Consider the following 15,615-nt stretch of genomic DNA (forward strand, 5'->3'; position numbering starts at 1 on the left):
TCCGGCCGGGCGGACAGGCGCGCATTATGCCATAGCCCGCCGCCGATCGCATTTTAAGGGTGTTAAACCAGATGCCTACCGATGCTTTCGCCCAGCCGGACCGCCCGGCCGGCGGTCAGATCGGCATGCCAGGCGACTTGCTCGGGGCCGAACAGGACGATGATCGTCGAACCCATGTTGAAGCGGCCCATCTCGGCGCCTTTAGCTAGCGTCGGTGCGTCGGCGCCGTATTGCCAATCCCGCGCTTGGCTGACGGTCGGTGGCGTGACGACGCCGTGCCAGACCGTTTCGACGCTGGACACGAAGATGGCGCCGACCAAAATCAAGGCCATCGGCCCGGCTTCGGTGTCGAAAATGCATGCCACCCGCTCGTTACGCGCGAACAGATTCGGCACCGCGCCGACCGTGGTGTTATTGACGCTGAACAGCCGGCCGGGTACGTGGATCATTTCCTTCAGCGTGCCGGCCAACGGCATGTGCAGGCGGTGGTAATCCTTGGGCGACAAATAAATAGTGGCAAACCGACCATCACTGAAAGCAGCTGCGCGCTCCGCGTCTCCTCCCAGTAACTCCAGCACGCTGTAGTCGCGGCCCTTGGCTTGGAAAATCCGCCCGGCCTCGATCTTGCCGGCTTGACTGACTTCGCCGTCCGCCGGGCAAGCCAGCTCGTCGCGGCCCGACGCAAAAGTGCGGGCGCCGTCTTGCAATTCGCGGGTGAAAAACTCGTTGAAACTGGCGTAACTGTCCGGGTCTGGATATTTGGCTTCCGCCATGTTCACGCCGTACAGGCGGACGATGGTCTTGATGAACAGGTTTTTCCAGATCGGGTTTCGGCAATGGGTGAGTCTGGCCATCAGATTCGACAGCGCGTGATGGGGCAAGCCGTATTGCGGCAGGACGGTTAACAATTCTTTTAAATTCATGGATTACAGGTCGGGCGTTTTGCCGGCGATCAGATAGGCGAAGGCGATGACTTCGGCGACGGCGACGTAGAGTTGTTCGGGTATCTCGTCGCCGAGCGGCACCTGGGCCAGAATGCGCGCCAGTTCGGGTTGATTTTGTAGCGGAATGTCGTGTTTTTCGGCAATCGCCAGAATTTGTTGAGCGGTAAAACCTTCGCCCTTGGCGGTGACCTTGGGCGCGTTCTTGCCGTCGTATTTCAGAGCGACGGCGATGTCGGCGTTGTAGAAGGTTCTACCGCTCATCATCGGACGGATCGGATCAGGGCAACTGGACCGGCGTCGGCGCTTGCCAAGCCGGGTTGCGATGTTCGACGACCACCGTCGTATAGATCCCGCCGCGCACATTGAAGTCGGCGCGCAAGCGCATGAAATTCGGTTGGGTCGCCGCGGCGATGTGATCGAGAATTTCGTTGGTGACCGCTTCGTGGAAGGCGCCGCGCTCGCGGAAGGTCCACATATACAGTTTTAGCGATTTCAATTCGACGCACAGCCGATCCGGCACGTATTCCAGCGTCAATTTGGCGAAATCCGGCTGGCCGGTCATCGGGCACAGACAGGTGAACTCCGGAATGTCGATACGGATCGTGAAATCGCGCGCCGGTCTGGGATTTTCGAAAGTGGTCAGGTCGGAACTGGGTTGGGTACTCATGATGGACTTATTAGAATTGATCGCTCGAAATGCCGCCGAATGTCGGCGATCCGACAATTTTACCAGCTATCGGTCCGCGATGACGGCCGATTGTCGCGCGCGGGCGATCTTCGCTAGTTTCAGTTTAAATGCCTATGGTCGAACGGCGTTGTCTTATTGCGGTCATCCGGGCATGGTATCAATTCGAGGATTCCTCGCGGGCGGCTGTGCGGAAAGTGTTGGCCCGTGGGCGGATCAGCCGCCGAACGATCCCGTGAGGCTTATTGCCCCGAGAAACGGAATATAGAAGATGTCGTTAGTCGCGATTGTCCGCCCCGCGCACGGGTTTAAATGGGGTTGTGTCCGATGACATTGACAGACTCTCGTTGGGTGTGGGTGTCACGTCGCGTTGATGAACGGACCTGGTCGGCAGAGAAACAACCAGTCGTACCCGCACGAGTTCTCCACAGTGATACGGCTAGGGATTTATTCGAAGATGGCGGTTTTGTGATAATAAAAAAATATGCTTTGGCGTTGTTATTTATTTTGTTTTTGGCAGTTTCAATCTATTATGCCGACAATTTGACGCTGGAAACGGTGAAAACTCATAAAGTGTGGTTAAGTCGGTTTATTCAAGATCATTACTCGTTTTCGGTGATCTTGTTTTTTCTGGCTTGTGTCGTTTTCGTCAACTCCCCGGTACCGGCCGCCGCGGCGATCAAAGTGTTGGGCGGCTATTGTTTCGGGTTTTATCTGGGAGCAATCTATAATGTCGGGGCGACTATTTTAGCCTGTTTGGTCGGGTTCGCCATTAGCCGCTATGCGTTAAAAGGGTGGTTTGAAAAAAGCTATTACGATCGAATAAAAAATATCGATACCGAGTTGGAACATAATGGCTTTTATTATTTCCTGAGTTTACGATTGGTCATGGTGGTGCCGTATTTTATCATCAATATCACCGCCGGGATTTCCAGAGTATCGTTTCGGCAATATTGTCTGAGTACGATATTGGGTGTGTTGCCGACTTCGTTGATTTACGCCAACGGCGGCGAAAAACTGGAGCGGATCGCGTCGTTTAGCCAGTTGTTGGAGCCGCAGGTACTTGCGGCTATTTTATTGGTCGCGGCACTGTCGCTGGTGCCGGTGCTGTTAAACAAGAAACATCCGAGCCGTGGTTGACTCCGATCCGTCCGGTCGAGTTGCTCGGGACGGATGATGTCGGTAAAGCGCATCGTTCTCCGCCGATGCGCCTCATCCGTGAATTAACGAGAATGACTCAATCAACTTTTAGCTCGACCCAGGCCCAATAAACCTAGGATCGCTGGGCCGAACAGCCAAACGCTTGCCGGAACCGGCACGGCTGCGATCGAACCGAAAAGTCCGTGAGTCTCATCGTTTGGGCCGGCCGTGAAATAAAGCTTGTCGAGGCTGCCAGACGCCGTGCCATTTCCGATCGACAAAGCCCATAAACCGTCGATGGCGAGCGGATTGCCGTCGGTTCCAGTCAATTGCCCGACGAAGCTATGGTCCGATGCCGCATATGCGTTGATGGTGCCGTCGCCGAAGTTGCCGACCAATAAGTCGCCGGCTAATTCGCCAAACGATGCCGGCGCTATCGCCAATCCCCACGGCGCGTTCAACGTCCCCTGGCTGGCGACGCGTTGCAGCAAATTGCCTTGTAGATCGAAGGCATCGACAAAGCCCAAGCCGGCGCCGGCCAATTCGTCGGGCGAGTTTGCGTCTTGCAAGGCGTAAGTGACGTAGAGCGTTCCGTTCAGGTTTTGAATATTAAAAGGTGCGTAACCGTTCGGCAAATTGGGGTCGGTAAATTGACCTCTTAAGTCGTCCGCCGCCGGCGTACCTTTGAGAACGTCGATCCGACCGGTTTTGAAATTAGCGGCGTATAGATAGCTGTTTCCGGAAAAGGAAGCTTCCGCAACGCCTTTGTAAAGATTTTGACTGGACCCGGTGATCAGCGTTTCAGCTGAGCTGCCCACGCCTCGCCAGCCAGATACGGTGCCGTCTTCGCTGACGAAGATAAACAGATTGCCGTTGAAGGCAGCGGCGTTATTGTTGAACACTTGGCCGGTCACGTTGCCGGCGCCTGGAATCGACAGGTTCAAATCCAGTTTCGTGGTGGCGTTGGTGCTCGGATTCACAATGTATAGCGTGGAGAGTCCCGTGCCGTTGTCGGAGATCCAAAACGGGCCGGTAGGCGCGTAAGAGATTCCCCAGGCATTGACCAAAGATGTGTCGGTAATTTGCGCCGGATTAGCCACCTGATCGTCGGTGACTAAATCGACGCGTGAGAATGAGGTTGCCGCCGCCGTTGACAGCGAACCGAAGCTCAGCGCGGCGGATAACGGTAAAGTCCAAAGTTTTCTGCGAGAAAAATAAGAAAGCTTGGATAACGTACTCATAGCGATTTTCTCCAATTGAAAAGATAGTGACGAGGATATGTTGACTGGGGGCGTTTCGTTTGACAGGTGCTGATCGATCGGGAGTCGTCTTGTCAGCTAACAGGAGTGGCGGATTTGACAGCGTAGAGGTTATGTTATCCAAGTCGGCTGGTAAGGCGTCGCGCTGAAATGCCGGTGCGCGTCCGTCACTCGAAATGAAGACGGCGGTCTGTGTTACACCGCCGTCTTGCGGTCGTCAAGGTGACGAAGTGACATCGGAACGTTTAGTGGTTGCGACGAATGCGAGCAAAACCAAACAGAGCCGAAACGAATAGCCAGATGGATGTGGGGAGCGGAACGGGGGCGGGGCTAGAGCCCGCTATCAAACTAAAGTTCAGACCACTGCCGTTGGTTTGACTGTGCAGATTCAAGCTAAACGAAATACTCAATATTCGGTTGTTGTCGCTGATCCAACCATACCAATTGCCCATATCCAGAGTTTTGTTCGAGAAAAAATTAGCAGCGCTGTCCGGATCGGAGAAATCAGTTAGATCGGTGAAACTAAAGCTGTTCGAATAACCTCCGTTCGCTCCGGATACATTGATATCGAAATTCAACGATTCGCCGGCTGCAAGGTTATTGGATCCAAATACCGGGTTTATCAGACCTAGTAGCGAGTCTTGATGCATGTCGTAGGCGGAGGCGTCCAGATTGAGGCGCAAACTAGCATGATAGTCGTGAAAACCAGTATCGTTGGATTCGTTTGACACTCCTAGCGTACCTAGTAGCCATATTTGGCTGGCACCGCCTACATCGAAGTCATGTAGTACGGTGGGGCTGGTTGCCTGCAATGCCAAGGCGTCGTCATTATCTGGCAACACTGTGCCGAACGCTACCGCCTGCTTACCAGCCGCGTCGGCTTGTGTGGCCAGCGTCTGGCCTATGGCTGACTGGGCGTCGGCATTTCCTTCTACGCCCTTCGCCGTTTGCGCGGAAGAGACTAGCATCATATCGCGGAAATGCGTCGAAGCGTCGGCGCTTGCGCCGATGGCACCAACTGCCGAGGCGTCAGCCTTGATAACGCTGGGTCGATTGGAACCGCCGCCAGTACCGCCGTAGGCGTCGGCGTACGCGGTGGCGTAATCGTGATCACTGTCGGCACTGGCACGAGCAATGGCGTCGCCTCCGCTGCCGCGTTGCCCAACAAAAGAGCTGTTTCCACCCTGGCCGCCTGCCGCGTAAGAATGAGCGCTTGTGTAACCGGTTGCGTGGTTGGTGGCGGTGGCAACCGCGGTGCCGCCGTTACCAGCACTGCCGCGGCCTAAGTCGCCGCCGCCGTTGCCGCCGACGGCACTGGCGCCCGCGTCCGCCGAATAACCAGTGTTGGTTTCGGTGTATGTCACACTAGCTAGCGCATCGGCGTTACCGCCGTTGCCGCCTACACCTTCGCCAGTATCAACTTGACCGCCGTCGCCTCCGTGAGAGTTAGCAATTACGTAGTAGCCCGAGCCAGTTTGCGCTAGTGATTTAGCAGAACCACCGTTGCTGGCGCTACCACCGCCGTATGCGTTTCCGCCCTGACCACCGTAAGCAGAACTACTGAGGTCAAGTGGGCCGCCTCCGAGGATGATGTTTGTCAAAACGGATTCGGCGTTGCCTGCCGAGCCGGCGTTGCCGCCGCCGTTTGCGTCTCCGCCGTCACCGCCGTAAGCGAACTGAGTGAGAAGACCCGAGCCAGCCGAAGTCGGTCCGCTAACGAGGTTAATGCCGATTGAATCGGCGCCTGAGCCGCCGTTTGCGCCTTCCTCTCCGCTACCACCAGCACCGCCGTATTGATAGGTGTTGGCCTCCTCGTAGCCTCCTTTGAAGTTGACGGAGGTTTTCGCTGTTGCCGTGCCGCCATTCCCACCGGTATGGCCTATTCCCCGCCCAGATCCGCCGTTTCCACCGTGAGCGGTGGCGGTGGACCTAGTTTCCACCGTCTGCGAGTCGCCGAAAGTACTTTCGCTGGTATAAGCGCTGGCCGAGCCCCCGTTTCCACCTTGCACGCTCCCGCCTATTTCAGCGCCTCCGCCGCCGTTTCCACCGGTAGCTGATGAAGTAACAGAAGCCCTCCAATAGTTTACGTCGTTACTAGCGTTTGCGACAACGGTAGACGACGCCGAACCGCCGTTGCCGCCGACGCCTTTGCTAACTCCGCCACCTGCCCCCCCCTGAGCGGAACCGATTACGGAATCAATACTGCTGCCGTCGGCGATGACGGTATTCACACCGTTACCGCCGTTGCCGCCGTTTGCGCCGTTGCGTCCTGTACCACCACGACCACCATTTGCGGAGCCGGTGGCGGACGTTGAACCACTGTTTTTGGCATTGACGTATGAAGTGCCTGACGCACCCGCACCTGCGGTTCCGCCAGCCTTGGCGAGGTCACCGCCCGCACCACCGTATGAGTAGGAGCCGAGCGACAAATAACGTGCAGATGTCGATTTGCTCAGGCTGCTGGAAGCGCTACCGGCAATACCGGGGGTTCCACTCTCACTTCCGCCGCCTCCGCCGCCGGTGGCGATTTGGTTTAGTGTTAAAGTGCCGGCGGTTTTGCCATCGACGACATTATTTAACTTGACCGATACCCCGTTGCCGCCATCGTTGATGCGCTCGGACATGGTGCTATTGTACCCATTGCCCCCGTTACCCCCTGTGGCCGATCCGGAGATGTCCACTCCCCCGTCATCGGTGGATTCACCGTAGCCGCTGATCAGAGCAATTCCACCATCTCCACCGGCGCCGAAACCGCCATAATTAAAGCCTCCGTCGCCCCCCGTTGCGTTTGCCGAACCGAAGACGCTTCCTGCCTGAATCAATTCGACGGTTGATTTTGCTGAACCGCCGCTGGTAGCTAGACCACCGTTATTAGCTGAGCCGCCGAAACCACCGTAAGCGGAGCTATTCGAGCCGATGCCGTTGCCCCCGGTATTGCCGTTGTTCAAGACGGATATCGCGCTTCCGGCCAAACCAGCGTTGCCGCCGCCATAAGCTGGTCCACCGCCGCCACCAGTAACTTGTTGGCTCAATGATAAGAAGCCGAAAGTTGCGCCTTCGACGACGTTTTGGGCTGTAATATTCGCTCCGTTACCGCCATCGGCGCCTTCTTCACCGATACCTCCAAATCCGCCGAAAAGGTATGCCTGCGCGCCCACGTTGACTAATCCGGTTGACTGAGCATTAGCCGATCCTCTCGCCGTACCGCCGGAGCCGCCTTGCTTACCGATACCTTTGGCGCGACCGCCGTCACCACCGGTGGCTGATGAGGTAGTCATAATGGTAGCTTCAGAACAGATCAGTGTAACGCAGCTATTTCCGAGTGGATCATTGTTCCGCGCAGCACTGATCGCACTCGCGCCGCCGCCGTCTCCGCCGCTTCCAGCCAAAAAAGCCGATCCTCCGTTGCCTCCGTGCGCGGTAGTGGATGCATAGAGTTTTCTGCCTTTTTTGAGCGTGCCTTGGTTGCTAGATTCCGCGCGGGAGTCGGCATTACCCCCGTTTCCGGCGACTCCAGAGCCTTTATATAGCAGACCGCCGTCTCCACCGCGCGCTTGGTCGTAGGTGTAAACGTCGTTGCCGTCGTCGGAACGGCCGATACTTTCACTGGTTGCCGTGCCGCCATTGCCGGCAGCACTCGATTTAGAGTCGCCGCCATTACCACCTTGCGCATTGCCCTTGACTTCAATCGGTTGATCGGCGCCGCGGGTTTCCGCCTTACTCTCGTTCGTGGCAGCTCCGCCATTTCCACCAGCCGCTCCTCTATACCCAAAGCCACCCATTCCTCCACGTGCGTTACCGTTACTGATCGCGCGGCCAGCACTGTTGACCGCCAAACTGCTGCTAAACGCTAAGGCGCCGTCTGCGGCTTTGCCGGTAGCGGCACTTAACGCGCCGCCGTTACCGCCGAGAGCATTGCTAGTCACTTTCAACGATTGGGAGGCGCTGCTTTTAGACAGAAAGCTTTCAGCTAGGCCGCCCACTCCGGCACCACCGCCGTCACTGTCGCCACCCTTGCCACCGCTGGCGGTTTGGAAAAGATTAATTTTGCCGCTGGTGGCACCATCAACTTTGTTGATCAGCGTAACGCTTGCACCACTGCCTGCGTAACCGTGAGACGAGCCACCGTTGCCGCCGCTAGCAATGCCTGTGGCGGAAACATTGCCGATAGTCGAACTAGCCAACAGTGCTTCCGAGGGTGTTCCGCCCAGCGAGGCCGATCCGCCGTTACCCGCGTTTGCCGAGCCGTAATATCCGTTTCCACCCTGGCCACCGACCGCTTTTCCGTAGACATAGGCATTCCCGCTACCGGTGTTGATAGCGTTCGCTTGTATCACGGCATTTCCACCGGCCCCGCTAGCACCGGGCATACCACTAACGCCACCACCTGAAGTGGAACCACCCGAGCCGCCGCCGCCGCCGTTGCCGGCAATCGCCGTTGCAGAAGCACTGACAGTATTCGTAACGAATGCGCTGCTTCCCGTTTGAGAGCTGGCATTGCCCCCATTACCGCCAATGCCGCCGCGACCCGCGTCGGCACCGCTAGAATTTCCGTTTCCGCCACTACCGCCGTTGCCCCCATTACCGCCGTAAGCAATGGCGGAATTTTCGATGTCTGAATTGCCGACTGTAAAACCCGCGTCGGCAATCGCGTTTTGGCCTCCGCTAGCCGCCGCCCCGTCGCTTCCAGGGTTTCCAGAAACTCCGGTGTTGCCGTTGATACCGGGAGCAGCGTTGACTGAGATTATCGACGCCCGTGCCGCTTGCGTGTGGATCGTCAAACTGGCCGTCAGGAAAACTGCACAAATCGAATTGAGATTAAAACGTTGTGAATCCAGTTGCATAATTTCCTCTATTTGTTAAGGAATGTGGGCTAGCGACAAGTCTCGACTCTCACGTGCCAGTTAAGTTGCCACTGGCTGGCCCTAGGACGTATTTGTAGCGAAACGATCAGCACAAACAATTTGACGAAAGTGGCGACGAATGACGTTAAATCCTTTTATTTTGCATGGTATATCACGCAATTCGCCTTTGTCTATGGAAATTTTGTGGCGCCATTGCGATAAATACTGAGAAGCTTCTCGCTCTAGCACAATCTTGTTAAGGTCAGATTCAGGTGGTTTTGTCGGTTACTAGGATATGGGAGTATTCGAAAAAACAACTGATTATGGATGGGAGGCTCTGTTACATCAAAACTTAACCAACGGAATGTAAGAGCATTCCCATGTCAATCGCAACTAGGCACATAAATTCGGAGCTTCCCTGCCTCAACCCGCATACACCTCGTCCTGCTCGATCAAAAACAGCACCCAGGAAAACTGGCCGGTGCTGATCTTGCTGCCGCAATAACCGCATTCGCCGCTTTGGCCCATGTTGTCGGCCGGGGCGCCGCAACTGGGGCATTGGCTTAGCGCGTAGGGCTGGTCGCGGCGTTCGGCGGCGGTACGGCGGACGAAGGTCCAGTATTCGGAATAGCGCCGCAACTTGGATTTGGAGCCTCCGACCAGTTTGCCGTTGCCGTCTTCGGTGTAATCGTTGCAGGCGGCGAAGATGCGTACGGTGACGGCTTCGTAAAACAGGTCGCTATCGATTTTCGCCAAAACGACTTGCTCGATCCGCAGATTGTCCAACCGGTTGAACCAGCCGCGCGCGACGTACATTTTTTGCCAAAAGGCGTTGGTTTCGTAGAGCCGGTCCGACAGCAAATGCCGGGCCGCTTGCCATTCGCGCCGGCTCCAGCAGCCGTAAATGGTCAAGAAATATTGACGAACGACGTCTTTCTCGAACGGCGCCCAGAACGGCGTCCAATCGGCGAGGCCGTATCGTTGCTGCCAAGCATTGATTTGTTCGATCAGATCGCTTTGTTTGATCGTGACGGCTTGCGTGCCTTGCTCTTCGGCGTAGGCCGCCAAGCCTTCGTCCACCGGTACCGCGTGGGTACCGACCACGATGCGCTTGCCCAGACACCATTGCTCGCCGCCTTTTTGCACGGTCGCGCCGCAATAGCCGCACACGCCGGTATCGGTAAAATGCGCGGGGCCGCCGCATTGCGGGCAGCTCAGGGTCTGCATTTTTTCAGGTTCCGCCGACAGTAAGCCCTTGCGGCGGTATAGCCGCCAACGCTCGACGACGGCGTAGCGCGAATGCGCGTCTTGCAGGTCCAAGCTGTAGTTGGCGTCGATCTCGATGTCGATACTGTCGCTGTCGGCGCCGGTCGTGTCGACGGCGAGCCAGCGCATGCCGTTGACGACGATTTCGCTGACGGTCCAGGGTTGGGCTTTGCTGAAATGGCCTTGTAGCTCGGCGCTTAAGAATGGCGACAAGTACTCGAATTCCGGCTTGGTTGAGTATTCGTAAAATTTGCAATACAGGGAATGCACGAATTCCAGAAACACGATCGCCGAAAAGTGGCGGTCCAGCCGCTTCAGCGCGGCGACTTGCTCGGCAATGCCGTTTTGTCGGCGGACGCTGACTTCCGGCGGCGGGGTGGCGGGGATGGCGCGGGTTTGCGATTGTTGGTGGATGATGTAAATGACGATCGCGGCGATGATTAAAAACAGGACCAAGGCTTCCAGCGTCGACATCGGATGAGCGGCCGACGATCCGCCGCCGTGGGTGCTCCAACTGGAACTCGAATGGGAGCCGCCGCTAAAACTGTGCGAACTCGATGAGCTGTGCGAACTGCTGGAATGCCCGCCGCCCGGCCGGGCCGGCAGCGCTTGGGAAACGGTCAAACCGACCAACGTTACGATCGCAAGCCACTTTTTCATAAATCGACGTCCAGCCGGTCCGGCAATTCGTTGAGGTCGCCGGTGCGCACCGGCAGGTAGCGGGCGCAGGCGTCGGCGGTGTTCGCCAAGGCCGGCAGCAAGGCCTGTTCCGGCCGGCCGGCGGCGAAGACCGCGTCGAACTCGGCTTGCAGCGTCCGCCAAACCGGTTGCGGAATCGCCTGCTCCAGTCCCCGATCCGCCAACAGAAACACTCGCCGCTCCAACAGCGAGCAATACACTAGCAAGCCGGTCTTGCCGCTCGTATGCTGAATGCCGGCTTTTTGAAAGATCGCCCGAGCCAGGATTTCCACCGCCTTGTCCAGACGCGCCCGGCGTACGCTAAAGCGCTTGATGATCGGCAACGTGGCGACGGCGTAAGCAAAAGCGAAAGTCAGCAGCGGGGCGTAGTAGATTAGCCAGTTTTCGAACTCGACCGGCGCGTACATCAGCAGCGTAAAACACAGCCAGGCCGCAGCCAATCCCCAGACCAACGGCACCGAGCCGTATTCGGCCGAGCGCGCCCGGAACACCACCACGACTTCGGCTTGCGAACCGCGTTCGATATGCTTGATCGCCTCCCATAACCGGGCCTGATAGTCTGCCGCCAAATATCGTTTCATCGCTTTTTCACCGCCGTGCTCTATAGTTGGTTTCCAAGTTTTATTCTCAGGGGACAATCATGGGACTTTTCGACGGTTTGCAACGCCAACTGCGCTCGGTTATCGAATGGCAACAGCCGGCGCCGAACGCCTTGTTCGAACAATGGACCGACAACGGTGACGAAATCAAAAACGCTTCGACCTTGATCGTCGGCCCCGGCCAGGGTTGCATCTTCGTCTATCGCGGCAAAGTGCAGGCGGTGTTCGACACCGAAGGCTCCTACAACCTGCAGACCGACAACATCCCGTTTTGGACCACGATTGCCAGCTTCATGCAGTTTTTCGAAAGCCAGTACAAGGTCGGCATTTATTTCTACCGCAAGACCGTGATTTTAGATCAGAAGTGGGGTACCACTTCGATGATCAAATATCTGGACCCAACCTATAAATTTCCGGTCGGTCTGCGCGCCTACGGCAATTATAGTTACCGTCTCGCCGACCCCGCCGGGTTTTTCGTCAACGTGGTCGGCGAGCAAAAGACCTTCACCACCGAGCAATTGCGTACCGTGATCGTCGCGCGGCTCGGCCAGCCGCTGGCCGATTTTCTGGCCACCAGCCGCTTCGGTTATCTGGATATCGATACCAATCGCGAAGAAATCGCCGCCGGCGTGCTGCAAAAGTTGCTGCCGATGTTTGCGGAACTGGGCTTCGCGATCACCGACTTCAGAATCGAAGGTACCGACTTCGACGAAGACACCCTGAAACGCATCAACCGCATCGCCGACATGACCGCCGAAGCCCAGGCCGCCAAGGAAGTCGGTCTGGACTACGCCCGCATTCAGCAATTGGAGGCGATGCGCGAAGCCGCCCGCAACGAAGGCGGCGGTGCCGGGATGGGCATGGGCTTGGGCGCCGGCATCAGTTTCGGTCAGAACATCGCGCAAGCGATGAACAATCCCGCGGCCGGCGGAGGCACGCCCGCGCCGGTCGCCGCCGATCCGATGGAAAAACTCGCGCAACTGAAAAAAATGTTCGAAGCCGAGTTAATCACCGCCGAGGAGTACGCGGAAAAGAAGAAAAGCATTTTGGACGGGATGTAACGGCGCGCGGCGCTGTCGCCGGTCGTTTAAGCTCGACCGGATGATTGCGGGGCGGGCAGTTTGGCCGGAACCGAGCGCGATGCTGGACGCATTGGACGCAAGAGGCCGCGAATCGCGCTAACACGGCCGCTCGAGTGCTGGCGTTTAGGCCAATGGCAGGTAGATATCCGTGATCTGTTCGTGTTCCGGCGTTTCCGGCACGCGCTTGATATAGTGAAAAAACAGCGGAAAGTCCCGCAATTCCTCGCCGCTGCCGGGCAGCCAGTCGCGGAACAGGTAGTACACGCTATCGCTGATGCGGTCGGTCGAGCCGATATGGCGCACCACGGCGCAACGTCCTTCCGGAATCCGTTTGTTGACGACGCCTTGCGGGTTTGCCGGCACGGCTTGCTCGACCTCGCCGCAGACATCGAAGCGAAACTCGTCCGGCGGTGTGACGGCCGGGTCGTCATAGGCGATACCGAAGGTCCGGCTCGTGGCAATCGGCGACAGGCCGCTCTGCTTGCGCCAATCGATGAAGGTTCGAACCGTGTCCATCACTAGGCTGGGCGCGGCGCGGTGCTCCAGCACGGCAATCAGAGTTTCGGAAAATTCGACGATGTTGACTTGCATAAAGTGACTCCTGATACGTTGGGGTAAGCGCATGCGCTGGTTCCACGGCTGCCATGCGGGTTGGGTTCTGAATTGAGTCGGCGTTTGTCCGAAGCATTTTTTGAAGGCGCGAGAGAACGATTCCGCGTTACCGAATCCGGTTTCCAACGCAATATCGGTAATCGGCCGCCGTTCCTGAAACACCAGTTGATACGAGGCTTTGCGCAAGCGCAATAGCTGCACGTAGCGGGTCGTGCTCAGCCCGGTATAAGCGGAAAACTGCCGTTGAAAATGGAAGCGGGAAAAATGTGCCTGCCGGCTCAGTTCGTCAACCGACAGCGGCTCGAACAAGTGCCGGTCGATATACTCGAAAACCCGATCGAAGCGCGCCGCATAGGCCGCGTTCGCTACTGTGTCTGTCACGGTCATACCTCCTGATTCGGGGCTTACTGTAACAAGCGCCGAATCCCGCCGCCTGACCGAACGTGCGGAGTTGAGTGGATTTACGCTGGCTCCCAAGCTCCGGCTTGGGAGCCCAAACCTGAGAAGTTCCAGCTTCCTAATTCAATCATCGGGAATCCCTGATTGTGCCGATGACTCGCTCTGCCTGGCCAATAGGGCTGGTTCCGGTCGGAACCCGATAGGTCAAGGGAGGGTAGGGGGTATTCGGCCGCCAGCCTGTGAACCGCTGCCTAAATAAAAAAGCCCCGAACGCCGGGTGGCGCTCGGGGCTCCTCTTAACAGTCCGTGGCCGGTTACCCGGCCGACTGGGCGCTTATTTCACGATTTCAGCGGCCGCCGCTTTCAACTTGGCGGTGTCGGCCTGCATTGGTTTCATCATGTCGTTTTTCGAGGCTTTCGCCCCGGCGACCAACTCGTCGGCCGTTTTGAACTTGCCTTTCAAGGTTTCGAAGCTGGGCGCTACCGAACCGTTGTGGCAACCCTTGCAGGTATCGGCGTCGCCCGCGTGCGACAACGACGGTAGCCAGGCAAGAAACAGCGATGCGATAGTGGTGATTAGAGCGTTCTTCATAACTCGGACTCCTCGGTTTTATAGTAATTATTGAGTTGAGAATCGGCGTTCGTTCCAATCGAATTTTCTCGACGGACGGACACCGAGCGCAGTCGGATTTTTTCCGATTGCGAAAAAATTTCTATCACACGACCTACCGCAATGCAAATCGTGGCGGCATAAAAGCGCGAGCGGACCGTGGCCAGACCGGCGCGGCGCTTCGCTAAACGATGCGGGTTCCAGCCTTGGACCAAGCGTCGAGTTTGGATTTCCAGGGCAAAGACGGTTAAAGATCTGAACCACGAGGGTATTAAACCATCGGCCCGACCAGCCAGCCGACGAACTCGGCCCTTCAATGCCGTTTGCCTGTCGAAGGGCGCGCCAGCCTGGGCCCAGTCCGAACGGAATGCCGGCGATACAAGGGGCCGAGTTAACCGCTCGATCCTTTTCTACCGGCGCGTCCTTAGAGGATGTCGCCAATCCAAGCGCCGCCAATCCTGTGCTGAATGCCGCTGAAACGCTCGGCTTGAACGGGCGTCCGCCGGAGCGCGCCGCGCGGACGCGAATGCCATCGGCAAATCCCGCCCGAGCACCGGCGATACTCGACGTCGAGTCTTTTTTGCTCGGCCGCGACCCGGCGATATGCGGCGTCGAGTCTTTTTTGCTAGGCCGAACCCAGCCATACGCGGTGCTGAGGCTTTCGCCGGAATCCGGTGTGGGTTTCATTCAACTTTGTCAGATGACTCAATAAGCATCGTCATTCCGGCAGGGAAGGGCGGACCCGTTAGAGCTCGGAGCGAATCCGGACGCCATGGACGGATTTAAGCCATACCATCCATGGTACTGGATGCCCGATTCCCGGCGCGCATGACGGCCTTGAACAAATCCGGGGCGATGGCGCCGGATCACGTTTTCGCTAAACCGATGTAGGCTGCCTTTCGAACCAGGTCCGGAAGCGCCAGCTTCCCAAATTCTCGCCAGTCTTTGACCGCTTCGATCAATCCCTCCGCGCCCGCATAATGCCGCGAACCGGAATAACGCCAATGCTCCGGCAAACCCACATAGCCGCGTTTGGCCGGATCAAGGTGGATGTAAACCGGCTTCCGCCGCCTCGCCGCCTCGGATTCGATCCGCCGCGGATGACTACCTTCCTCCCAAACCCGATATTCGTTCTCGATCTTATGCGGCCGCTTCAACAGCGCCAAGAATTCCAGCACCCGCGCCGAACCGTTTTGTTGCAAATGACCGATGATTTGCTTGGCGGTGTAAGTCTTAAACCGCTGCATATCCCGGCTCAAATCCGGAGAAGCGGCGATCAGGTGCAAGTGATTTTCCAGGATCACGTAACCGTACAGCTGAAACCCGCTGTCCCGCTGCAAGAACCGCCAGGAATCCAGCACGATATTCACCGTCGCCGGGCGAGTAAACAGCGGCAGCCACTGATTGATCGTCGCGGTCAGGAAGTGCGGGCTGGGGTTTTGCAGGACTCGGTAGCGGCTGCGGGGCATGGGCTAT

Annotated in this window: 12 protein-coding genes; 2 read left to right on the top strand and 10 right to left on the bottom strand. The window is 57.4% G+C overall.

Going from position 1 to position 15,615, the window contains the following annotated elements:
- Window positions 1-62: 62 nt before the first annotated feature.
- Genes asd through queF form a run of 3 tightly spaced genes read right to left on the bottom strand, consistent with a single transcriptional unit; the run spans window position 63 to window position 1,611 of the window.
- The gene (gene asd, locus ACQE3D_RS09455; RefSeq protein WP_313728183.1) at window positions 63-923 is read right to left on the bottom strand and encodes an archaetidylserine decarboxylase; all 861 of its coding nucleotides are present in this window, start codon (window positions 921-923) and stop codon (window positions 63-65) included.
- A 3-nt stretch (window positions 924-926) separates the two neighbouring features.
- Complete coding sequence (locus ACQE3D_RS09460) at window positions 927-1,205, bottom strand: EscU/YscU/HrcU family type III secretion system export apparatus switch protein (protein WP_064026042.1); 279 nt, start codon at window positions 1,203-1,205, stop codon at window positions 927-929.
- Window positions 1,206-1,221: 16 nt separating this feature from the next.
- Complete coding sequence (gene queF / locus ACQE3D_RS09465) at window positions 1,222-1,611, bottom strand: preQ(1) synthase (RefSeq protein WP_064025988.1); 390 nt, start codon at window positions 1,609-1,611, stop codon at window positions 1,222-1,224.
- Between the two features lie 576 nt (window positions 1,612-2,187).
- Here queF and ACQE3D_RS09470 point away from each other — a divergent pair.
- Entirely contained in the window at window positions 2,188-2,769 is a 582-nt protein-coding gene (locus ACQE3D_RS09470; RefSeq protein WP_313728182.1) for a TVP38/TMEM64 family protein, read from the top strand.
- A gap of 101 nt (window positions 2,770-2,870) precedes the next feature.
- Here ACQE3D_RS09470 and ACQE3D_RS09475 read toward each other — a convergent pair whose 3' ends face one another.
- The 4 genes from ACQE3D_RS09475 to ACQE3D_RS09490 all read right to left on the bottom strand — a co-directional run bounded on the left by ACQE3D_RS09475 (window position 2,871) and on the right by ACQE3D_RS09490 (window position 11,418).
- Entirely contained in the window at window positions 2,871-4,010 is a 1,140-nt protein-coding gene (locus tag ACQE3D_RS09475; RefSeq protein ID WP_313728181.1) for a TIGR03118 family protein, read from the bottom strand.
- 263 nt (window positions 4,011-4,273) lie between these two features.
- Entirely contained in the window at window positions 4,274-8,872 is a 4,599-nt protein-coding gene (locus ACQE3D_RS09480; protein WP_313728179.1) for a beta strand repeat-containing protein, read from the bottom strand.
- A gap of 423 nt (window positions 8,873-9,295) precedes the next feature.
- Window positions 9,296-10,798: a TIM44-like domain-containing protein gene (locus tag ACQE3D_RS09485; protein WP_313728178.1), complete on the bottom strand. Its 1,503-nt coding sequence runs from the start codon at window positions 10,796-10,798 to the stop codon at window positions 9,296-9,298.
- Complete coding sequence (locus ACQE3D_RS09490; RefSeq protein ID WP_064025983.1) at window positions 10,795-11,418, bottom strand: TPM domain-containing protein; 624 nt, start codon at window positions 11,416-11,418, stop codon at window positions 10,795-10,797. The genes ACQE3D_RS09485 and ACQE3D_RS09490 overlap by 4 nt, the downstream gene beginning before the upstream one ends.
- Before the next feature lie 59 nt (window positions 11,419-11,477).
- Here ACQE3D_RS09490 and ACQE3D_RS09495 point away from each other — a divergent pair, with 59 nt between their 5' ends.
- Window positions 11,478-12,497: an SPFH domain-containing protein gene (locus ACQE3D_RS09495; RefSeq protein WP_313728177.1), complete on the top strand. Its 1,020-nt coding sequence runs from the start codon at window positions 11,478-11,480 to the stop codon at window positions 12,495-12,497.
- Between the two features lie 144 nt (window positions 12,498-12,641).
- Here ACQE3D_RS09495 and ACQE3D_RS09500 read toward each other — a convergent pair whose 3' ends face one another.
- The 3 genes from ACQE3D_RS09500 to ACQE3D_RS09510 form a co-directional block, all read right to left on the bottom strand.
- On the bottom strand, window positions 12,642-13,511 hold the full coding sequence (locus tag ACQE3D_RS09500; RefSeq protein WP_071159474.1) for an AraC family transcriptional regulator: 870 nt from the start codon (window positions 13,509-13,511) through the stop codon (window positions 12,642-12,644).
- Between the two features lie 352 nt (window positions 13,512-13,863).
- Window positions 13,864-14,121, bottom strand: coding sequence for a hypothetical protein (locus ACQE3D_RS09505; protein ID WP_313728175.1), 258 nt, complete (start codon window positions 14,119-14,121; stop codon window positions 13,864-13,866).
- Between the two features lie 884 nt (window positions 14,122-15,005).
- Window positions 15,006-15,608, bottom strand: a complete 603-nt coding sequence (locus ACQE3D_RS09510) for an REP-associated tyrosine transposase (RefSeq protein ID WP_313728174.1) — start codon at window positions 15,606-15,608, stop codon at window positions 15,006-15,008.
- Window positions 15,609-15,615: the final 7 nt, after the last annotated feature.

Origin of the sequence: Methylomonas sp. MS20 (genome assembly GCF_050275925.1) — a bacterium.
GTDB lineage: Bacteria > Pseudomonadota > Gammaproteobacteria > Methylococcales > Methylomonadaceae > Methylomonas > Methylomonas koyamae_A.